Below are 22,643 nucleotides of genomic sequence, written 5' to 3'. Positions count from 1 at the left end.
ACCACATCCTTTGCTTATGTTTAGCAAACATTTATTTAGTCTCTTATCAATTGGTTTGCTCGAAGTTTTGGGAATAGCCCACGCCTTTCTGAGTGGCTAACATCTTCAAAGCGTCCTTGTTCGCAAAACACTTGTACTCGGCGTTCAGATATACCATCCCAATAAAACCTCAAAATTGGATAATTTTTCATATAAATACAGTATATGCGTAATTCTGAACAAAATCAAGCGAGATCGCCTAAAATCGCCAAATTGCGCGCATCTAGCTGTTTTATAAAGCGGTGTATCCCCATGCAAACCACAATTCAAATGCAACTATATATGGGTATCCTACAAAACAAAAAACAACCTCATTAAAGGCCGTCCTCCCGTTCCTTGAAACCCCGTCTACCTTTTTACTTCCGCTAGATGTGGACAACTTAATACAGATCAACAGGGATGTCTTCCTACTATTCCGCCTTTTTTCGAAAGAAAGACATTCACGCTTTCACCTTACGTTTACTCACAAACGTTTTTGAGACAGGCCTTAGTAGATTGTGGAAATGAGATCTCGAGTAAGCAATTTCTGCTTTTCATCCTCCTTCCCTCCTGTCAAAAGAGGCTGTAGCAGTAAAACAGCCCGGAAAATAACAAAAGGCGGCGACTGGCAGATGCCAGAAGCCGTTTTTTGCCGTAAAATATAAGTTGATAGTAGTGCTAACATAAAAGTTGACCACCTCTAGAGCTTATTCCTTTATGATTGGAGTTGCTGAGACAACAATCATACAGAGGGAAAGGACACATACAGGATGTCTTCCATGCATGCCACAAACGAAGCATTATGCTGAGGCGGGATACACCAGCATTTATAGAGGTGGGTGATTCAATGTACCTTTAAAAATCTCCGAATTTGTCTTGAATGTTTTCAACACTTCGACATTCCGGTCAACCTACAAAAGCTCTATAATAATGTCTGTAGGAGATGTCCAAAGAACCTTTACACGATCACCAACTTTAGCACCGGATTTACTAAACCATCTCCCTAAAGCCTTTAAATCTCCGCTACCTTCGAACTGCTTTGCATAGATATCACCGGCTTTTCTGCTGCCTGCTGCTTTCAATACTCCTGTAAAATAACCATCCGCAGATGTGCAGTTAAATAAATTATATCCCAATCCTGTGTGTGCATAATTACTATTATAAATTCCGAAGCTGCGGGCTCGAGGCAGTGGAATAGGAATATACCCCTCTCCGTTAATTGGCTCTCGCGTATCTGTATATCTATAATTTCCCCAATCAACATGGGATGGTTTTAATTCTACAATAAAACAATCGTCTTTTTTAGGCATGATATTCCCGCCCTCCCCCGTATTTTCTAACATTATTTTTCAATTTGTCGGCAAAGTAAACTTAAGCGCTCATCTCGTACTGCTTTTTTAAGTTCACATTCCCAGACAATTATTACTTTCCATCCTAATTCTTCAAGACTTAATATATTTCCTTCATCTCGTTTTTTATTTCCCAGTAGTTTTTTAGTCCAGTATTCTACATTAGATTTCGGCCAAACAAATCTTGGACAGTTATCATGCATATGCCAAAAACAGCCGTTTATAAAAACGACTGTTTTATATTTCGGAAGTACTATATCCGGACATCCGGGCAATGTTTTTACATTTTTTCTATAACGAAACCCCTTGTTAAATAAGTATTTCCTTACTATTTCTTCTGGTTTATTGTCTTTGCTCCTGATTCGAGACATGTTGTAACTTCTTACTTCTTTTGTATGATTGTCCATATTTCCCACCCCTCTATAAATCAGAAACAAGATTTGACGTTAAACAGAGAATATATTTCTAGTTTTTTTACCCCTAATAGATTTATACCATTTTATCCTATTCGAAATACTCATTGCACTTCTATCAACCATGTTTCACTACTATATCCTTTACCTACGATGTTATGCTCTTTCCAAAACCTCCAGCGATATAAAAGAAATAGCTAACGGATAGAATTCTGAACTATAGGTTTTTATATAGTTGTGAACCATGCGATTACAGTAGTCATTGATTATAGAATATTTGCTATATGCTTTATTATCAATTATCCCCACATATATGCTTTCATGCGACAATATGCAAAAATCAGGAGTACGCCCAATAGGTCCAACTTTTAAAAAGTTCCGCTGTTGCTTCATCACGGCCTTTAGTGCCATTTCAAAATTCGGTCTAAATGACCTAAGTTTCATGAGAATAAAGCTTTACAGGGTTTCTTCAACTACAGAAATTTCTATTCCAGTCTGATCAGTTATTTATCAATCAACCCTGTAGAGATTTCACTGATAGAGGTTTCAAGGACTCTCCGATAAACGCTAGTTTAATTTTCTGCCCTGCAATCATCTTTGCAGTTATCGTCTTAGTCTTTCCTATGTTTTGGATCAAACCCCATATTTTCTATGGAAATATTCCTGTTCTTCCGGACGGTCTATAAAAAGCAGAGTAACAGATAAAACACTCTGAATTTCATCCATTTTCCTTCCTGAAATTGAATACAGTCGACGTTTGGGACGAGTTGCCCACCAATAATTTATCATCCTTTACATCGCTCTAAATTTTCTGTATTACTTATTCACTAAACAGAAAAATCCATATAATAGTGTTCATCATCTAATTTATAAAAATCGACATCTGTTCTTCCGTATCGTTCTAAATCAGCCCGCCATACATAGGCTCCGTTAGCAACCCCTATTCTGTTTCTGAAATATTCACCCAAAAGCGAGTTATTCATCGGAGTAGTAATTGCTTTGTCATTTTGCTGTTCAACACGGAGAATTAACTGTTTATTATCATCAGTGACCACAGAAAAATGCTGCTTTTCCACCGGAAAAAAACCAGAACGTGCTATTGATACCGGCAGTCCGATGTATGCTTGATTGGGTTCCCTGCCATCACGCTGCCCCCAATTAAGTCCTGATCTTGTTCCAGTTTCACCATTTCTTGCCAAAAGCGATAATTTTATTGGCACAATTCCTTCACCGCGCAACGCCTGCGTATGTTCACTCTCCGAATCCAACACTGGATGCATAGGCGTAAACACAATATTATCCTCGACTTCTGAATGGGTACAATATATCGAATCACATTCTATTTGATTATAGTAATTAAATGCTTCTTGAGGATTGCAGGGAACAATATACTCTCGCCTGCCTATACTAAAACCTGCCTGAGTATAATTTGCCGATCCCGTACATGCTTCTAATGGTTTTCCGTCCTTCAACCATATATAAAGTTTGCTATGCACAGGAGCACCCTGACATATGTACTGACATTGAAACTTTGAAAAATTTGAACCATTTCGCGCATTTACCAGTTGTTTAAATCCTTCATGCGCATCTATGGTTAGCCCATCATAATTAGTCATTCCAACTATTAGCTTAATATCGATAGGAGCCATCTCCAGTTCCTTTATTTTAATCATATGCCATGAAGCCATAGTTGGGGTGGCATAACCAGAAAGCATAAGAAGCTGCTGTGCTCCTCTTTTTATGGGTTCAATCAATATTCTGTCTACCATTGCAGAATTAAACATAGCAGTTCACCATCCTATTCGCTGATATTAGCAGGTATACTCTCATATTCAATACCAGCAAAGCTGTTTAAAATAGCTTCAAAAATGATTTTTGCTCCCTCACAGGGAACTGCCATCCCTATCTGTTTTCTCACACTCTCTTTTGAACCTAAGAATTCAAATGTGTCAGGGAAAGTTTGCAATCGTGCTCTTTCACGATTAGTCAATGCTCTGGGTTCAGCCCAATGATAAATATGCGTTCCCCCACCGCCGCTGCCTGTCACGGTATATGCCGGTTTATTCGGATCAAGGCGTTTATAAATTTGGCTCATTCTGGCCCCCCGAACATTAAGCTGCAGTTCTCGAGGTATATCAGCTGTAAAAGCATTTTGTCCAGGTAAAATATGCTGTAACCTTTGCACAACAATCTCAGATTGATTTGTCAGTTCATTATTCGTCGCTTTCATAGGAATGGGCGGCTCTTCAATAGCTTTTCGGCATGAATTGTCAATATCTTTGTACGGGGCCGGCGAGGGCACTTTAAAAACAATATTTTTGCTCAGATCTTTTCTGATGCCCACAATTATTAGACGATGCCGAGCCTGTGGTATTCCGTATTGTTCGAATTTGTACAGGTGAGGAACGACAACATAACTCGCTTTTCTAAGCTCGCTTAAGATTTTAGTAAAGGCCTTACCATCATTGGCATTTCGAAGCCCTCCTACATTCTCAGCAAGAAACCAGTCCGGGGTGAATAATTCCAGGGCTTTGACTCCATAAGAATATAGCGGCCCAAATACTCCGTCCATACCTTTCTGCTCTCCGACGACACTATAGTCATTGCACGGAAACCCAAAAGCCAGCGCATCAATAGGTGATAGTTTTTTCATATCAAATTTTCGAACATCTTCATGGTATACCGTTTCTGGCTTATCCGGACATATATTATGACAATATGTATCACATGTATCTTTATCATAATCATTTGCCCACTCGTGAATAATGGAGTATTTACCATCTGCACTTCTAGCTTTCAACGCGCCGTAAGCTATTCCTCCAGGTCCGCAGAATAACTCCCCTAATCTATATTTCATGGTATTCCTCCTTATTTTGTTTTAAAGTGCTTTTGAGCTAAAAAGTCAATTGAATTCTGAATGAATTCACGTTCTTCTTTATCTAATATTTCATAATTTATAAACGGCTGTATTTGCCCTGTAACATCTACATTTTCCATGTAACCTGCAAGTTTATATAAATAAATCAAATCAATTTGATATAATACAGCCAACTTTTTTAGTACTTCTGGAGAAGGCTCATTTACTTGGTTTCGTTCTATTCGATTTAAACGTGTAGTTGTTATCCCTGTTTGCTCACATACATCATTTAAGCTTAACGAGAGTTTAGCTCGCTGCTTTTTTAGATATGATCCAACAGAACTCATTGCCTCACCTCCATAGCCACAGTATAACATATTTGCAGCGAAATCGCAATATATTCCAAATTTGCTGCTTTATCGCTGCGAGGTTGACTCATATTAAATCAACGAAACTAGTTCTCAATAGTTATCTGGGAAATAAAAACCACGGTAGTCTATAACTACCGCAGTATATATTCAATCTTTAAGGTCAAGATTCACCTGGATGTAATCAATTTTAAATTGTACCCTTTGATTATTGTGAGGCCATTCTTACACTGCTTATGTAGCAGTCGATCCACTTCGTTATCCGGGCAAAGCGCCTGAAAAAACGCGCCCCCTAGGTCACGGTAGGTTTTAAAAGAACAGCCATATGGCACCCTTTACCGCCTGGTCTCGGAATAGGAACTCAAGGAATTCTTGCAAGAATATTTTTTATCCGGCCCCCCAGGAACCTTGCCTTTACACAAAGTCCAATTCATAAAATCAGTCCAAGTCCAAAACAGATACATCCATTATCTTACGAGCAAGGTAATATTCGTATATTATTTTAGCAGGTAATAAACGAATCTGAATGTTTTGCAACCCCAAGTTACTAAGCATATCGATCTTTACCATGCCTTTATTAACAATAACATCAGCTTGTGTCGGCATTATAAAACAGTTTTTAACTATCTCGATTTGATGGTCGGCTAAAAATTTCTTATATGCCATTTGATAAAGATACTGCTTTGTAACATCTCCGACACCTGGATTTCCACGAAGTTCCTTGCCACTTTCGAGCTGTATGTTGTAATACTTTGCATCAAAAATAATAAATTGTGCCTTGCCGTCTTGACAGCCTATTGTGATAAGGTCAGGGATCAATGTTTCCTTTGAAGTTTTAGAAAACATATATCCATCCGAGTCAATCCCTGACCATATTGGCTTTTCAATAATGTCAATCAGCTTATCGCCGGCCTTATAACCCTCACAAAGGGAAACTATTAACCCAAGCTGTCCAAGCGTCGAATTAAGCTTGTTATTAAATACTTCGCTGCAAACATCCTCCCATACAAGATTAAAGCTGTTTGTCCCGTACATACTAATTCCATAGCTATCTTCCTCCGTGCGTTTATGTGCCACATAAGTATAAAGCGTTTTAAGAAGTAGTTGCTTTCTTGTATTAAACTGTACGTTCAATTCATTCTGAAGCTTATACATAATATAATCCACATCACCTAAAGAATCCAACGTTACATCAGTAAAATCAATCTCTGTCATTTCAAATAGCTCCAACAATCCCGAATTCTTTAATTGATTGGAGCATTCCGTTAATATGCATTCATGCAGCTGCTTGAAAAAATCATACTCATCATCAACCGTTTTTTCGGTGTACAGTTCTATGTAGTATGGGCGGTTTGCACTGATAAGAGAAAAACCCTCATTGATCGTTTTATCCCACAGGATTTCTCCTTCGCCATTTAACTCTACAATATCCTCTGTATTATTATATACTCCATTCGCATGGTAGTCGTTGAGTAAAAAGAGGATCACCGCCAAAACATTAAAACTGCTCCTATCGCCGTCTCCATTATATAGATTTACAATCTGCTTTCTAGAACCATACCTCCCAAGAACCTTCAGAACCTTTTTCATTTCATTAATTGGCTTGTCCACAGATAGCAGATACTTTGGATAGCATTTAATTACCCGTGAGCCAATTGTAATAACGCCAACATATGTAAAAACGTAGAGATAATCATCGTTTGCAGATATAACATCAGCAATCTCAATATCCCCATCCACCAAGTCGGAAAGTTCTCTCTGTTCAATGCAATTCTTTACAGTTTTCAGTACACCAAATGCTTTAAGATTTTTAATAAACATATCGACATCTTCAGACGACAATCGAAAAATCCGCCTTAAGTCGCTTTTGGCATACCTTTTCTGCTCCCTAACAAACTCGGATATAATTCCCATGGTCTTTACACTCCTTGTTTGTTATAAATATCGCGAAAATCACTTCCAAATATATCAATACCCAACTTATCAAAATCGTTGCAAACGCAAGAGTACTTACTGCTGTCGCACCCTTCAAATAATTTGTATTTATACTGCTTAGCAGCATCCTCATAAAGGTACATGATAATCTTACTTTTAAATGCATTGATAAATTTTTCAGGGTTTACAATATTTCCATTTTCATCAGTGGCAATGAATTTTTTTGAAAGGAAGAACGGACCCATCAACTTATCTTCGTTGATCTTGTAATCCTGTGCCATTTTTTCATTAATAGCTTTTCGCAGCTGATTCCAGCTGATCTCTAGGGCATGCGTATCACTGCCAAGTATAATTTTACCATCAATATCCTTATCATTTTGATTGATGCCAAGATACTCAAAATTCCACCGTCTCTTGAAAGCAGTGTCCATAGGGAATACCCCTTGGTCTGCACTGTTCATTGTTGCCCATATAAACATATTGTCTGGTATTTTGATTCTTTCATAGTTTTGCGGAGTTCCTCCCAATTGTGAAGCAAGATAGAACTTGATGTCTTCACTGGCTTGAATGTCATATTCGCTCACACCGTCATCATCTCTATCCAACAACTGGAATACATCCCCGAATACAGCTGCGACTCTTGCACGATTTATTTCTTCGATTAATAATAAATGTGGTTTTGGATTTTCAGTTCGACCGCTTCTTAAAGCGTCGACATATACTCTCATAAACGGGCCCGGAACAAATTTATATAAAATCTCACCTTTCTTATCTGAGACAGGTTTATAAGTTCCAACGAAGTGCGCATGTGAATAATCCGGATGAAACGTAACTCTCTCATACGTCCCACCTAAATCTTTCATTAATTCAGCGCAATCATTCTTCAATATATAACTTTTTCCAGTTCCCGGTGCACCAAAAACAATACGATTACGTTCAAATTCTGGTGTAGATAAGTACCCGGTCTTGTGGATAATTTCCTGATATTCTTTTTGTTCTTCTGCATCACTTTTATTCTCTGAATTATTGTCATTTCCTATCATTTGAATGCTTCTATTAACTTCTTCATCATCTTCAAATACCGTATTTAACGCCGTTACCACAGAATCCTTGATATTATCCCCATATGCAACTTCAACTTCAACTAATTTTATAGTCGCACCTTTTACACGTATAATGGTGTCTCTATCAATTAAGTCATCTAAATCCGATTCAATACTCGGGCTTAATTCGAGCATTGCTCTCATTAGTGCAACGGCATTCTTTTCTTGTATCTGCGATAATGCTTGATTCGGTTCCCATTTTACAATAGGACCAATCCCAATAATCCCATAAGTATCTTTATACGGCAATAAATCCTCCCTTTTAATGGGCTTATCTAATAGTAATTTTATATCAACTTTTATTTTATAATTTTTACCGCTATATCCTATATCATATGGTTCCTGAGAAATCACACCCATACCAACGAGCCCTGTTTCCCACTCAGGTTTATCACCTCCTAATACGATAAAAACAGGCTGTCCAAGTTTTAGAGAATCCTGCAAAATATTGATACCATTAAATTCGATATTACTATTTCTTGCCAATATCTCATGAACAGTACCTGCATCTTTAGTTTTAATACTGAAATATGGTTTACCTCCATCTTCTGCTTCTTTAATAATTATTTTTGTAGCTTCTTCGATTTCATCCAAAGACAAATCTTTATACTTTTCATAAATATTATTAAGATATTTGCTCCTCTTTTCTAAAGGCCTATCTGTCCAACCCTTGCGACCATTATCATACATAGCATCAAAAGCATCTCTATCGTTCTTTGCTTTTGAATATGTAAATCCGTATTTATTAGCAACTACTCTAAGGGTATTTGCACATTTTTTATTTGCGTAACGCTCATCCGAGCTTCTTAACTGAGCAAAATACAAGCATACCAACGCTAGTTTTTCAGTCGAATTGATCGTAGATAAATCAATCATAGAATACCTCCATAGAACATCAATTAGCATTTTCCTTTTTACTTATCCTATATATTTCTTAAAGTAGTTTATCGGCCTAAATGCATATCCAAAAACAGCCGTTGACAAAACAACTGTCTTATATTCCGTAAGAATAATAACCGAACATAAATATTTATTTTTTCATGAGACCATAAGCAGTCCTTTGCCCCTCCCATCCCTGATCAAGATATATCATATGAAAGCCTATAGCCCTGGTGGATTTCATCAAGATTGGAGCAAAAGGCGAAAAATTTATGCTTTTCATAATTCAACCGCATTAACTCAATGAGAATTCACGCCGTAAGATATCTACAAGCTTCTCTGTCATTGATTTATCTATTTAAATTGATCAACTCACCTTTCTTGGCATTGCACGTTCTTCTGTGGTCGCATGTGTCAATTTGGAAATACTTTGTCCATCTTCTTTAACTAATGAAAATGCGAGTGATAGGGTAGCTTGTTAAACGCATAGTGTACTAAAATCAACTATACTCCTAATGAGTCCAGTCGATCACCTGGACTTCAGACCCAACTTTTTTGACCACTGCTTCATTAATCTGTGCAAAGTGGGGACAAGGGAAGCCAATGGGATTTCCTTTTTTCATACAGGAAGCAAAGGCAATAATCTCTGCTCCTCGTTCTACCATCATCTTAGCTCGGGATATTGCTTTTTTACCGGGACATCCTCCACAGGACATGAATCCAATGACTTCTACCGGACCAGTCTCGGCGAAAGCGAGTTTTCCTTCTTTAGCCACTTTGAAGTCTGTGCTTCCGGGACACATATCCTCTGTTTGCTGGCAGCGAATAATTCCGACTTTCATTATAGATTCCTCCATTCAACCTGAATTCAGAAGCTTCTTGATGCTATAGACCAATTTCGGCTTAAGTGCTTTCATCATTGGTAAGCTCTGTTCTATTTTTGATTTTAGTAATGACTCCTTATCCTTATAAATTCGCGATAATTCCAGCAGTTTCCTTCCTTATTTAATGCCATGGAAACCTTATCGTTAATGAACATCTTTTTAATCCACGATATTAAACTAAAAAAGCCCACCGATATCATGCGCCGATGATACCGGATGGGCTTCTTCTGATCATTATCCCGTCCTTTGAAAGCTCCTGAGCCTTCTCCCCTAAAGAACTTCACCACAGAGGCTTCTGCTATAAATCTGTACTATATCTTCAAGCTGTACTTCTTCAGGATGATTCTTCAGCTTATCCTTATTGGAAAGGAAGTTCTTTGCATACTCCATTATTTCTTCCTCTGTTATCTCGACCCTTACATCAATCAGCTTTTTAAAGATTCCTTCCAGGTCTGCCAAGTTATCCAGCTGCAAAAGGTCCAGCATTTTTTCAATCTTTGTTTTATCCTTGAAGGACTTCAAATACTCCATGGTTAAAACACTATTCGCCAGTCCATGAGGCAGTCCCTTATAATAAGTAAGGGGATAACCCATCCCATGAGGCAGAGATGTCCCACTTTGGGATATGAGCATACCGGCCAAGGCTGATGCCAGCATTATATTCGAGCGGAATTCCCGATCCAGTTCCTTGTCGAGTAATCTTTCAAAGCAGTCCTTAAATAACTCAAACCCTTTTTCAGCATAGAGTTCGGATATAGTCGTACTTTTGGAGCTTAAAAATCCCTCGACTAAATGGGTAAAAGCATCCAAGGCTGTGTTAACCGTTATATCATAGGGTAAATCATAAGTGTATTTATAGTCCAAAAAGGCGGCTTTAGGGAAGACAATCTGCCCTAAATTTTTCTTTGTCTTTTCTATGTTTGATGTGACTATACTGTATTGAGTCACTTCCGAGCCTGTCCCCGAAGTGGTTGCCACAGCGACTACGGGTATGCTTTCAAGTTCCTTGCCGCTAAAGATGTTATCCGTATTGATTTCAGGATTTTTTATAAATACTGCGATAGCTTTGGCAGCGTCCATAGGGGAGCCGCCGCCGACACCTATCACAAAATCCACCTGGTTTGCTTTGCCTATGTCGGCGGCTTTTTCAATAGTTTCTAAGGATGGATTCTCCTCTACTTCATCAAAGAGAAGGTATTCTACTCCTGTTTCTGAAAGGGCTTGCGTTACATCATCGTAAGAACCATTCTTTTTTGCCGAACTTCTCCCTGTGACAATTAAAGCCTTACTGCCTATTGCTTTAAATATATCCTTATTTTTCAATACTGCATCTTCACCAAAATATAGTTCAGCAGGCATAAAGTATCTGAATTCCATAACATATCTCCCCTCAATCTACCGGATGGCTCCAGGGCCACCCGTTTTAAAGCCGGCCACCCATGGATTCTCTGTTTTAGGCCGAACTTTACTATTATATCATTATCATCTGAGACAAAGCCAATCTTCTTTAATCCTGGCGGCCCTCTTAAGAGACCATTTCATCATCCTTTACAGCTGGCGGTTTATTCGGTTCATTGGTTCCCACTGCCCCTTTATCGCATTTGTTGCCCCAGGCATCGATCAACGCTTCATTCCTGTAGATACAAATGACCTCACAGTTATTGGGGCAGCCCTGGCATTCCACACCCCGGGTGTCAAAATGCATCTCCGTCATACTGAAGTCAAAGTCCTGCTCTTGGCCGGAGCTTTTGGCCAGCAGGGCCGCGCCTAAGGCTCCCATTAAGTGAGCGTGCCGGTCTACATGGATGGTTTCCCCGGTTGCTTCTTCAAAGGCTTTAATCACCCCGACATTTTTGCTCACTCCTCCCTGGAAAACGATGGGGGCTTTGGTGTGTTTGCCCTTGCCCACGTTATTCAGGTAATTGGCCACCACCGCTTTGCACAGTCCGGCCACAATATCCTCTTTTTTATGCCCGATCTGAGCCTTATGCACCATATCCGACTCAGCGAAAACCGTACAGCGGGCCGCTATTTTGGTGGGATTCTGGGAGCGCAAAGCCATTTCCCCAAACTCCTCAACCTCCAGCCCCAGCCGCTTGGCCTGGGAAGACAGGAAAGAACCTGTTCCGGCGGCACATAAGGTATTCATGGCATAATCGACCACAATACCGTCTTCCACCAGAATAATCTTGGAGTCCTGACCGCCTATTTCAAAAATGGTCCGGACATCGGGGTACACAGACAGGGTTCCCACGGCATGGGCCGTGATTTCATTTTTGACCACCTGGGCATTGAGGAGGGCCCCGATCAGACGCCTGGCCGAACCGGTGGTGCCCACGGCCTTAACCTGGATATCCTGACCTTCAATCTGAGCCTGGAGGTCCCCGATGACTTCTTTAACAGCGTCCACCGGGTTCCCTTCCGTCCATAAGTATTTCTCGGCCAATATCTTGTTGTTTTGATCAATGATGACACCTTTAGTGGAAATGGAGCCGCTGTCCACTCCTAAATAACATTTTGCCATGGTTCTTTTTCCCTTCTCATCATAAGCATGTCATGGAATGCTTCTAATCTTGTGAGCACACCGGTCTCCGAGGTCTGAGCATCGAAACTGAAATACAGGACCGGCATCTTATAATCACTGCTGATATTCTGGATCATTGGCATGGAATTGACTTCAGGGGTACAGCCAAAGGGCTTAATATGAATGACCCCGTCATATCCGGCTTCGGCCAGCATTCTCGCCCGGGCCACACTGTCTGTACCGTCGGCGCCGATTTCATACTTCAGATAGTTCCCAGCCCACTCCAGCAAGTCACTGGATTTGGGATGATGGCGCAGTAAATAGGATATGGTGATGAAGCGGGTGACCTGGATGCCTTTTTTCGCTAGTTCCTTTTCGATTAAACAACTGCTGAAAGGCTCCATGAGGGTGTAGAGCTCTCCCACGATCCCTACTCTGAGGGGCTTTTCGGGTTTACTGACCTCCAGCCGGCGGAACAGAGCATCGTATTTTCGATAGATCTTATCCAGACTCCGGAAGCCATCCACCGCTGGAAGCTCCTTGAGGAATTCCTCGTGCAGCAGCTCAAAGCTGCCCTCCTGGAGGGCAAAACCAATATGGTCCCGTATGTAGTGGTCGATGGAGTCCATGGCCTCGATCATTTTAAAGGTCAATTGAAAGTAGTAGGCGAAGCGGACAAAGGATAGTTGGGGATTCAGACGCTTAAAGCGGTTAAAAAAGGCCAAGGGATTGACATTTTGGTTGTCGATAATGCTGATAAACTCAAACTCATAACCCAGGTCTCTTAAGATCTGTTCCTGAATTTCACCATAATACCCGAACCGGCAGCCGCCCCCGGACTGGACCAGGATATTCGCTCCTTGTTCCAGGGCTTCAAGATAGTTGCCCAGGTTATATTTAAAGGGCACACACACAAAATCCGGGCTGTACTTTGCGCCCAGTTCCAAGGTCTTTTTGGTGATTTGGGGTGGGGTCAAAACCTGAATATTTTCTAAGACATGCCTGATCAGAAATTCGATGGGGATATGATAATTTCCCATATGGGGAAAACTCATGATCTTTTCCTGGCTAGCCAATTTGCGCTTTCCTCCCGGCTTTTTTTCTTTCCATAATGATATCGACAAAGCTTTCAATTCTGGTCTGCAAGCCCGCTTCACCCTGGAGTTCATCCACGATGAGATTGGCCATGGGAACACCTTTTATTTTCCTCAGGCATAATTCATTGACCAGGGAATCGGGACCGCAAGGGAAGGTGGAAATGAAAATAATCCCATCGATTTCCTTCTGATAATGATGGATCGCGCCAATGAGCTCTTTGTTGAAGGTCCAATACAGGGCCTCTGAGATGAGCCTTGATTTTTGGGAGGTTTTCTTCTTGTCGGCAACATCGGCATAAATCGGCACAATATCTAAGCTTTCCAGGTACTTGATGATGGGATACCCCACCGCCTTATCGTAGGTGTTATAATCATGGGAAATAATCAGGATCTTCAGCTTGTCTCCTGTCCGGATCAGACTCTCCTGCTCTGCAGCCAACTGGTGTTCCTTCTTCTTTTGGATTGCTTTCGCTTTAAGATAGGCCCTTAATACCTGGAGAGGATTCTTGCCCAGTTCCCTGCCCATCCTCATAAACCCTTTGAATTCACTTTCTTGATGTGCCATATCGATGTTGTAGCTGAGCAGTTTTACATCTTTAAAGGTATTTCTGACGATATCATAGAGGGCGTTGAACTTGGTGCATACTTCTTCATTTTTGCCAAAACCTACGATCCTGGGTACTAAGATGTAATCTGCTTTTCCTCTTAGGTAAGCAAGATGGCCCATGTAAATTTTGGCGGAAAGGCAGCTTTCGTCAATGGAGGAATCGATGCCGTCTTTCAGGATTTTCTTATTGGTTTCCGGGCTTAAAATGACCTGGCAGTTTAATTCCGCAAAGAAATTTTGCCATAGGTATTGATATTTAAAGTATAAAAAGGCCCTGGGTATTCCTATGGTGATTTTATCTTTCAATAGTAAGTCACTTCTTTCATGTCCGCTTTATTGATCAGGCTTCCTGCCAATACCGTGTTCATGATCAGGATCATTAGCACAGACGCGGTTCAATTACGGCATTAATCATTAACCTCTAGTAATTCTAACCATTTATGCGCAGCTTCATAAGTCGTAAATAAAGGGACAATCCTCCAGATACTCGATCATCTTTTCCCAAGTTGAATTATCATCCTCACGACCGGTAAGCACCAAGGCCTTGCCCGCAGGGCATTGTTCAGTTCAATCAGGTCAGCACACCACCTTTGGCAGAATTATAAAAATCAAACACAGAGCCCTGGACGATTTTTGTCCAAGGCTCTGTGTTGTTATGGATTTGAGTCATTAAATTATGCTATTCAGTAAATAAACAGTCAAATACAGCAGCTTCTCCTTATCCCTTTTCTAAATAGAGTTCTGGAGCTTTTCAATAACGACTAGACTAGTCGACGCGCGGCGTTGCGGCCTGCAAGTCGACCAAAGGTGGTACTGCGTCCGGCGGCGGCACCGGCCAGCAGGTTCACATAGCTGCCGTGAAAATAACCGCCTGAGCAGTCGCCCGCAACGTACAGGCCTTCTATGGCATTGCCGTCTTTATCGACGGCGTTCATATCGGTATTGATTTTGATGCCGTCCATGGTGGCGATGAAGTATCCGCCGCACTGGCGGGTGCCATAAAAGGGCGCGGTGCGCAGTTGGGAAAGGCGGAACGGCTCTTTGTCGAAGTCTTCGTCCTTCTGTTTATCGAAAAGCTCATTATAGCGGTCTACCGTAGCTTTGAGGTTGTCGGCGGGAATGTTCAGCTTCCCGGCCAGTTCTTCGATGGTGTCGGCCTGGACGATGTATCCCTGCTTCTGAAGATCGGGATTCATGACGTTCTGAATATACTCCATGGGGAAAACCGATTCCGTTCCGTTAGCATGGGGATAAAGGCGGGAGCAGCCGTGGCTCTCGAAACGTTTGATATCTTCAGGATAGCCGGCATCCCAGAGCATAGCGTAAGTATGCTCCGGCAACAGGTTGAAGGCGGTATGGAGAATATGGTCATAGCTGCCGGATTCATTGGTAAACCGGCGGTCCTTCAGGTCTACCTTCAGGAAGGGCTGGGAGCCCATCCAAAACCAGCCGGCGTCTTCCGGGCCGGTGGCATCAGGTTTCACGCAGGCGCGGTCAAAGATCATGCCCGCATGGGTCTCATCCATTACGCCGCCGGCCCACAGGCAGGCTTTGATCCCTTGACCGAAACTGCCCGGGAAAGAATAATTAACGCCGGTCATCTTCAGCGTCTCGGGCTGGAGAGCCTGGAGCATCCCGGTGTTGTTGGAGTAGCCGCCGGTGCACACGATCACACCCTTTGAAGAGTTGTAGCGCACATATTTATCGCCGGTTTTGGCAATGACGCCGGTGACCTTGCTTCCGTCTTTCAGGAGCTTGATCATTTCCGTGTCGTAGTGAACTTCAAGTCCTTTTGCCTTGTAATCGTCCAGTAGAAGGAACATCGAGAATTGGGACTGGTATTCCCTCCCTTCCCACTGGATGGAATGGCCCACATCATAAAATTCGTATTTCTCTCCGGTGGTGTGATTGTCCACCTCGTGCAGAATCTTCACATCATGCTTGGCCATGCGGTCGGTATACCAGTCTATCGCCTCGCCGGAGTGATCCGCCCAAACCTTGAAAAGCCTCTGGTCGCCATAACCTTGGGAGTGCTGATACATCAGGCGTATCACGTCAAATTTATCCGGATTATCCTTGTTCGCGATCTGCTGCTTTGATCCAATAGCCGCAAGTGTGTCGCGGATGCCGGAGCCGCCGAAGTCAGCGCCAAATTTTTCGAGAAGCACGGTTTTTGCTCCCTCTTCAACGGCTGAGCAGGCGGCAAAGGTGCCGGAGGTACCGGCACCAATGACGATCACCTCATAATCATAGGTCTTGATGATCTCGCTGTCGGCGATCTCCGGTGCTTCGCCAAGCCAGTCGGCACCTGCAGAATCGGAAGAACCCTGGGAGACTACAACGGCGTTGCCGCCGGCCTGAGTGATGCAGTCGGCCGCGGCCTTCATGACCGCCTTGCTGGTGACCGATGCACCGGATACCCCGTCGACCTGCACGCTCTGACCGTCAAGAATCTGCGCGATCAGTGTATCCTTGGCCGCCTGGCCGATTCCCGCAGTCTCGTTGGCTAAGTCAAGAGCAACATTGGTGATGCTGTTCTCGTCGAAGGTCATGGTAACAGTAACCTCGCCCATGCCCTGGGCGGTGGCAGTATACGTGCCGGGCGTATACGTCCCTTTGGGGGCGGTGGTATTCGAACTTGGCGAACAGCCACCAAGGATACCGAGGGTACCTGTGCTTACGACACCTGCTGCGGCGGCCTTTAAAAAGTCGCGGCGGGAAAAATTCCTTTTCATTTTAATCCCTCTCTTTTTCGTTGTTTGCACACATTGGCAGCTACATCCTATCAGCTTTACAAGCCCCGAAAAAGCAGCTATAATTTTCACAAGGTGCAAGCAATTGCTTGCGTTTGGAGGGCTGACATGGATATTTTAAAATTAAAGGCCTTTTTGGTTTGCTGCGAGGAAATGAATTATACCAAAGCCTCGGTTCGCCTCTTCATATCCCGTCAGGCACTGAGTCAGATGATCCGCTCCCTGGAGACCGAGCTTGGCACGACCCTTTTCAGCAACTTTCGCAACCGTCTTTCCTTGACCGCGTCGGGAGAAACAGTGCGAAACTATGCGGAAGAACTGACACACACCTATGAATCCATGCTCATGGAGATTGGCTCCGTTCAGGGAATGACCCTGCGACTCGGTATTTCCAGCTCCCTTCTGCCGTTCTTCACGCCGGAACTGCCCAGCTATCTGGAAGAGTTCGAAACCGCTCACCCGGAACTACCGCTGGAGCTGTTATCGCTGACGACAGATCAGACGATTGAAAAGGTACTGTCCGGAGAACTGAACGCCGCCATTCTGGTCATGATGGACTGTGACATTCCTGGAATCGCCGCTGATACCATCTTCAGATTCCCTCTTGGGGTGACCTTTGCTGGAACGCACCGTTTTTCCCAAAAAGAACAGATCAGCATTGAGGATTTATCTGGTGAAAAATGCATCGTCTGGGGTTCCCCAGAACTGATTATGAGGCCGCTGTATGACGCTCTGCAAAAAGCAGGCGTTCAGATCAGCATGGAAGTCATTCCCTCAGCCAAGACGGCGTTTTACCTTATGGAAAACGAGAACCGCGTGATGATTGAATACACCTATCCGAATACGAGGCAGCTTCAGGTCGAACAGAATTGCCCGCTTGCTGGTAACGCATTTTCATGGAACCTTGCATTGATCCGTAAAACACAAGAAAATGCCTTACCGCTCACCCTGCTGAAGAATTTTCTTGTTGCCAAATATGAATATAACACTATTTGTCGCAACTTTATTCCTGTTTCTTAAGCGCAACCGTATGGCATGGGAACTCCATGACTCCATGTCCCGGGAGATTAATTTATTTATAAAAGCAGAAGAACTAAGCTACGAGCTTTAGTCCTTCTGCTTTATTTTAGATAGAGGGTTTAACTTATTTTTTCTCCTTATGGGACAATTTATTGGAGCCGCTCCAGCCATCCTTTTTTACTTTTAAGAGATATGTACCCGAAAACTGAAAACGCAAGTGCTCCTATGCAGTCTACAATCAAGTCTTTCATTGTATCCGCAAGAGCGGCCTGTCCTATGAGCGGCGTTCCGTTTTCAAGTGCGTATTTTTGCATGTTGGTTAAAAATAAGCTATCTATTGTAAATTCGTATATTTCCCAAACAACACCTAATGCCACTGCAAAACAAAAAGTAAAAATAGCCACGAACAAAGGTGAAAGGTATACCGGGATTCTGTCAGTATTATTTAAGAAACTGATAAGCGTCAGACCCAAAGCACCAAGCATGGCTCCGCTGAATGTATGTAAAATCGTATCCCAATGCGGTACTTTATAGTAAAAGGAGCGCACCTCTCCCAAATAAATGGCACAATAAAGGAATACCGCATAAGCGACAATCATACCCGATGGTATGACAATTTTAAACCGTTTTGCTATAAAACTAGGCAGTAGCAATGCAAGCGTTCCAAAAATACATTGCAGCAACATTAGAGTATAATCGCCCTTAACTCTTGCGCTAAGTTCCCCCTGATCGGCAACGGTCGGCGCTTGAAAAATCTTTACTGTCACAAATATGGTGGAAAGCACCATAGTAAAAAAGATAAAACCGAACAAGGTTTTTTGATTAAATAGTTTCTTTAACATAAATTTGATTTTCACTCCAATTTAGAATTCAATCGAACATAAATGCTTTGCCAAACTTAAATTCATCAATATCGATTTTTACTTTTCTCTCTATAATCAAGTTGTTCTACCGCCTTTCTTCAATAATATGGTATATTTTTCACCAATATCATTTCGGCGCTCTTAATGTGTGTTTAATAATTATACATCCCTCCTCGTATAATACCAAACTGGCTCCTCGTCTCTAATTATTTGTAAAATTACATTCTCCGTCAAAATAGAACTGAAATTGCGTGTAAGATAAAAGCTCCATATAAAGAAATAGTGCAAGAGGATATTTCCTCTACACTAACTAGAGCAAAAAAATTCAAAACCACTATTTCTTTTTTCGTAGTAAATGCCGGTTCCTTAATGCACGATACTAGCCTATAAAAAACTGACTACATTCCCTCATTTAAGCCGCTGCTGATTCTGGAAAAAATCCTGCCAAGGGTCATTCCCCTCGATCCTCCGCAGGGCCTCCGCCATATCGACCCCATCTGGAGCCACCATATCCAGCTCCTCCCAGAGGATAGGCATGGACACCCCCGCTCCTTTTCTTGCTCTCAGGGAATAAGGGGCAATGCTGGTGGCCCCTCTGCCGTTGCGAATCCAGTCGATAAAGATCTTGTTGGTGCGCTTGGCCTTTCTCACGTTGCTTGTATAGCGGTCAGGCCACTTCTGCTCCATAACCTGGGCGACGCCCCTGGCAAAATCGTGAAAGACCTCCCAGGAAACTGCGGGTTTTAAAGGGACCACCACATGGTACCCTTTGCCCCCGCTGGTCTTGAGATAGGAGTTCAGGGAAAGTTCGGCAAGAATATCTTTTATATCCCGCACACCCTGGCGCACAGTATCCAGATCCATTCCCTCATCGGGATCCAGATCAAAGACCAGCAGATCGGGTTTTTCCAGCTCATCAACACGGCTCCCCCAGATGTGAAATTCCAGGGTACCCATCTGAGCTTCGGCGATCAGCCCGGAGATGTTCTCAATATAGAAGTAATCTTCTGTTCCCCCGTCACTGGTGAGAATGGGAATGGTCACGATTCCCTGGCTGCCGGGACCGGGATGCTTCTTATAGAAGCAGGTCTGGGCTACCCCTTTGGGACAGCGGACAATGCTGAGAACCCTGTGGCTTACATAGGGCAGCATCCGCTCCGCCACCTTTTCGTAATAGCGGATTACATCCACTTTGGTGATTTCGGGCTGGGCGAAGATCACCTTGTCCGGGCTGCTGATCTTGATTCCTTCGATGATAATGCTGTTGCTGTTGGTTTTCATGGGGCTTCTCCCTTTTTGAACAGGCTGAGGCTGTATTTCCTCATCTGCTTTTTCCCTTTGTATTTCCCGGGGATTCTTATCCCTCCGCAGGCCTTTGAAGCTTGCCTGCCTTAGCCGATCCTCTTTGGTCCATTCCGCAAATTGGATTTCCGCCACCAGCTCCGGCTCAAGCCAGGTGATCTTTTCATTGGACCTGGGCTTGGGCGCCGCCTTGAAGGGTGCCACCCTGCTCTTGATGCTCTTAAACTTTTCCTCAAGCTCTTTCATGTCGGCTTCGCTCAGGCCAGTACCGGCACGCCCGGCATAAACCAGTTCCTCCCCTTCATAGACCCCCAGGAGAAGGGAGCTTATCCCGCTGGTTTTTTTATGAGAAAGGGTATAGCCGCCGATGACAAATTCCTGCCTTTTAGCGCATTTAAGTTTGATCCAGTCCCCGTTTCTTGCTCCGCTGTAGAGGGAATCGGCTTTTTTTCCGATGATCCCTTCCATCCCGCCCTCACAGGCCGCCAGGTAACTTTCTTTTCCCTTTCCTCTTACATGCCTGCTGTAGTGAAGGTTTGGGGGAGCATCCTCCATCAACCCCTCCAGAGTTTCCTTCCTGTCGATCAGGCTATGTCCCCGGAGGTCCGCTCCATCCAAGGCCAGAAGATCAAAGAGGATATAGGTCAGATTTTTGGCCCGGGGGTTTTTCAGATAGTTTTGCAAGGCCTGAAAATCCGTTTTGCCCTCCGGATCTGTGACGACCATTTCCCCGTCCAGGATCATGGCCCTCCCCTCCGCCCAATCAAGGAGGGAAGAGGCTACATCCCGGAATCGTTCCGTATAATCATGGCCGTTCCTGGTTATCAGCCGGACGCTGTTTCCTTCAATATAGGCCACTATTCTGTAGCCGTCGTATTTCAACTCATAAAGCCAATCTTTTCCCTCAGGAATGGAATGGACTAATTTGGCCAGCTGCACCTCGATGCTGCTGAAGGGGTTCTGGGTGAACTTTTCGTCCTCCCCTTCTTCAATTTCCGCCATAGTGCGTCCGGTCCTGATGCTGGTGGTTAATTCGGCAATCCCGTCAGCAGTTTGGGCATATTCGTCTTTTTCTTTAAGTAAAAGCCAGTTGTCTTTTTTCTCTCCGGCCTTTTCTTTCATCCGCACCAGGGCCCATTTTCCTTTAAGCCGTCTTCCTTTCAGTACAAACTTCAGCACCCCTTCACGGAGTCCCTCATCCACATCTCCATAAGGTTCCCAGGAGCCTTCGTCCCAGAGCATGACCACACCGCCCCCATATTCCCCTTTGGGAATGGTCCCTTCAAAATTCCTGTATTCCAGAGGATGATCCTCCACCTGTACAGCCAGCCTTTTGTCCCGGGTATCGTAGGAAGGTCCCTTAGGCACCGCCCAGCTCAAAAGAGCTCCCTCCCATTCCAGACGGAGATCGTAGTGATCTCTGCGGGCCAGATGGTGCTGCACCACAAATTTCAGATCCTCCTGGGAGATTTCTCTTATCCCCTCCGGCTCCAAGGTTCTGGCAAAATTCCTTTTTTGATTGTACGGATTGAGTTCTGCAGTCATAGCATCACGCCGGTTCCTTCTCTTTTTTAGCTAGTGTTTCCCATTGAAGGATAAGTATCCGATGACTTATGCATTCCCATGGTGAAAGTTTAAAAAAAAATAATATACCCCTTGGGGGTATATTGAAATTGTTCAATCAACCCTTTATAATACTCTTATAAGGGTGGAAAACAAATCTAAGAGTAAAATACCGATCAGCTAAACAAAATACTGATAAGGAGGGTGATCACATGCATATTTCTGAAAAAGCAGCAGAAAAGTTAAAAGAAATTATTGCTGCCCAGGATAATCCCCAGGACACTCAGCTGAGAATTGCTTTCGGCGGCTTTGGCTGAGGGGGTCCGCAATTAAGTTTAACTCTGGATGAGTTAACTCACCAAGACGATATCTCCGTCGAATCCCAGGGAATTACCGTTGTCTTTAATTCCAGTTTAGAAGACTATATCTCAGATTCAGTAATCGACTATTCGGATAATTACTCTAACAGAGGCTTTTCGATTAGATCGGCAGGACTTTCTTCCTGTTAGCCAAAGTCCGCTAAAAGAACACGAAACAGGCGAGCTCAGGATCAGTACGCTGGAGGTTTAGGTATATTCAAATACTTAAACCTCTATTTTTTTATCCATTGCTAACCAGGATCAGGCAAATTTCTCAATGACGGCTACAGGCTCAAAATCAGTGAGCTTGCAGACCTCTTTGAAGTAGATCAACAGAACAAACATATCCCGCGGCTCTTCAAACTCATCCACATGCTCGATATTGATGTGTTTCCCGGCAAAGAACGTCTTAAGATCCAGGTCCTTGTTCTCTTCCTGCTCTATCAGGACCTTGTATTCATCGACCAGCTTCTGCAGTTTGACCTGGTTCTCATCATTGACCTCGATATCCGGAAAACGATAATTCTTAGAGTTCTCCCCGAAGCAAATCATCTCCTTGAGGGTTGATTCCCTTTCCGCTGCAGCCTCTTCTTCAGGTCTTAACATCATATATTTCTTCGGCATCCTTCTATCCTTTCTCTATTCAATAGTATTTCATGATACTATACATTCGAGACAGCCCAGCAGTTCCCTCTTTACGTTTATCGATTTTGGGAAAGGCCACATGCCTCCTTTGAATAAGGTTTTCC

At 43.1% G+C, this 22,643-nt stretch carries 17 protein-coding genes; 1 reads left to right on the top strand and 16 read right to left on the bottom strand.

Going from position 1 to position 22,643, the window contains the following annotated elements; translation table 11 throughout:
* Positions 1 to 929: 929 nt before the first annotated feature.
* From DESPCE1_RS0102640 to DESPCE1_RS0102575, 13 genes are all read right to left on the bottom strand, one after another.
* Positions 930 to 1,328: a hypothetical protein gene (locus DESPCE1_RS0102640; protein ID WP_019849371.1), complete on the bottom strand. Its 399-nt coding sequence runs from the start codon at positions 1,326 to 1,328 to the stop codon at positions 930 to 932.
* A gap of 32 nt (positions 1,329 to 1,360) precedes the next feature.
* Positions 1,361 to 1,774: a very short patch repair endonuclease gene (locus DESPCE1_RS0102635; RefSeq protein WP_019849370.1), complete on the bottom strand. Its 414-nt coding sequence runs from the start codon at positions 1,772 to 1,774 to the stop codon at positions 1,361 to 1,363.
* Positions 1,775 to 2,607: 833 nt separating this feature from the next.
* Positions 2,608 to 3,564: a restriction endonuclease PLD domain-containing protein gene (locus DESPCE1_RS22030; RefSeq protein WP_019849368.1), complete on the bottom strand. Its 957-nt coding sequence runs from the start codon at positions 3,562 to 3,564 to the stop codon at positions 2,608 to 2,610.
* Positions 3,565 to 3,578: 14 nt separating this feature from the next.
* A complete protein-coding gene (locus DESPCE1_RS0102620) occupies positions 3,579 to 4,637 on the bottom strand; it encodes a DNA cytosine methyltransferase (RefSeq protein ID WP_019849367.1) in 1,059 nt (352 codons plus the stop codon).
* Between the two features lie 11 nt (positions 4,638 to 4,648).
* Positions 4,649 to 4,984 (bottom strand): helix-turn-helix domain-containing protein, encoded by a 336-nt coding sequence (locus tag DESPCE1_RS0102615; RefSeq protein ID WP_019849366.1) that lies wholly within the window; start codon positions 4,982 to 4,984, stop codon positions 4,649 to 4,651.
* 459 nt (positions 4,985 to 5,443) lie between these two features.
* Positions 5,444 to 6,919 carry an LlaJI family restriction endonuclease gene (locus tag DESPCE1_RS0102610; protein WP_019849365.1) on the bottom strand — a complete coding sequence of 492 codons (1,476 nt, stop codon included), beginning with the start codon at positions 6,917 to 6,919 and terminating at the stop codon, positions 5,444 to 5,446.
* A 5-nt stretch (positions 6,920 to 6,924) separates the two neighbouring features.
* Positions 6,925 to 8,919, bottom strand: coding sequence for an AAA family ATPase (locus tag DESPCE1_RS22025; RefSeq protein WP_019849364.1), 1,995 nt, complete (start codon positions 8,917 to 8,919; stop codon positions 6,925 to 6,927).
* Between the two features lie 515 nt (positions 8,920 to 9,434).
* Complete coding sequence (locus tag DESPCE1_RS0102600) at positions 9,435 to 9,764, bottom strand: CGGC domain-containing protein (RefSeq protein WP_019849363.1); 330 nt, start codon at positions 9,762 to 9,764, stop codon at positions 9,435 to 9,437.
* A gap of 312 nt (positions 9,765 to 10,076) precedes the next feature.
* Complete coding sequence (locus DESPCE1_RS0102595) at positions 10,077 to 11,183, bottom strand: iron-containing alcohol dehydrogenase family protein (protein WP_019849362.1); 1,107 nt, start codon at positions 11,181 to 11,183, stop codon at positions 10,077 to 10,079.
* A gap of 148 nt (positions 11,184 to 11,331) precedes the next feature.
* A complete protein-coding gene (locus tag DESPCE1_RS0102590) occupies positions 11,332 to 12,330 on the bottom strand; it encodes an acyl-CoA dehydratase activase (RefSeq protein WP_019849361.1) in 999 nt (332 codons plus the stop codon).
* On the bottom strand, positions 12,312 to 13,406 hold the full coding sequence (locus DESPCE1_RS0102585) for a hypothetical protein (RefSeq protein WP_019849360.1): 1,095 nt from the start codon (positions 13,404 to 13,406) through the stop codon (positions 12,312 to 12,314). The genes DESPCE1_RS0102590 and DESPCE1_RS0102585 overlap by 19 nt, the downstream gene beginning before the upstream one ends.
* Positions 13,399 to 14,340, bottom strand: a complete 942-nt coding sequence (locus DESPCE1_RS0102580) for an acyl-CoA dehydratase activase-related protein (protein WP_019849359.1) — start codon at positions 14,338 to 14,340, stop codon at positions 13,399 to 13,401. The genes DESPCE1_RS0102585 and DESPCE1_RS0102580 overlap by 8 nt, the downstream gene beginning before the upstream one ends.
* A gap of 455 nt (positions 14,341 to 14,795) precedes the next feature.
* Entirely contained in the window at positions 14,796 to 16,769 is a 1,974-nt protein-coding gene (locus tag DESPCE1_RS0102575) for an FAD-dependent oxidoreductase (protein WP_019849358.1), read from the bottom strand.
* Positions 16,770 to 16,895: 126 nt separating this feature from the next.
* On the opposite strand from DESPCE1_RS0102575, the gene DESPCE1_RS0102570 reads away from it, so the two are divergent.
* A complete protein-coding gene (locus DESPCE1_RS0102570) occupies positions 16,896 to 17,807 on the top strand; it encodes a LysR family transcriptional regulator (protein WP_019849357.1) in 912 nt (303 codons plus the stop codon).
* 149 nt (positions 17,808 to 17,956) lie between these two features.
* Here the strand turns inward: DESPCE1_RS0102570 and DESPCE1_RS0102565 are convergent, their stop codons facing one another.
* The 3 genes from DESPCE1_RS0102565 to DESPCE1_RS0102550 form a co-directional block, all read right to left on the bottom strand.
* Positions 17,957 to 18,649 (bottom strand): hypothetical protein, encoded by a 693-nt coding sequence (locus tag DESPCE1_RS0102565; protein WP_019849356.1) that lies wholly within the window; start codon positions 18,647 to 18,649, stop codon positions 17,957 to 17,959.
* 429 nt (positions 18,650 to 19,078) lie between these two features.
* Positions 19,079 to 21,517 (bottom strand): DNA ligase D, encoded by a 2,439-nt coding sequence (ligD, locus tag DESPCE1_RS0102560; protein WP_019849355.1) that lies wholly within the window; start codon positions 21,515 to 21,517, stop codon positions 19,079 to 19,081.
* Positions 21,518 to 22,155: 638 nt separating this feature from the next.
* The gene (locus DESPCE1_RS0102550; protein ID WP_028305429.1) at positions 22,156 to 22,518 is read right to left on the bottom strand and encodes a hypothetical protein; all 363 of its coding nucleotides are present in this window, start codon (positions 22,516 to 22,518) and stop codon (positions 22,156 to 22,158) included.
* Positions 22,519 to 22,643 lie beyond the last annotated feature (125 nt).

This window comes from Desulfitobacterium sp. PCE1, from assembly GCF_000384015.1.
GTDB classification, from domain to species: Bacteria; Bacillota; Desulfitobacteriia; order Desulfitobacteriales; family Desulfitobacteriaceae; genus Desulfitobacterium; species Desulfitobacterium dehalogenans.
Note: the sequence above shows the minus strand (reverse complement) of the source record. Positions and strands in the feature narration are given on the sequence as shown.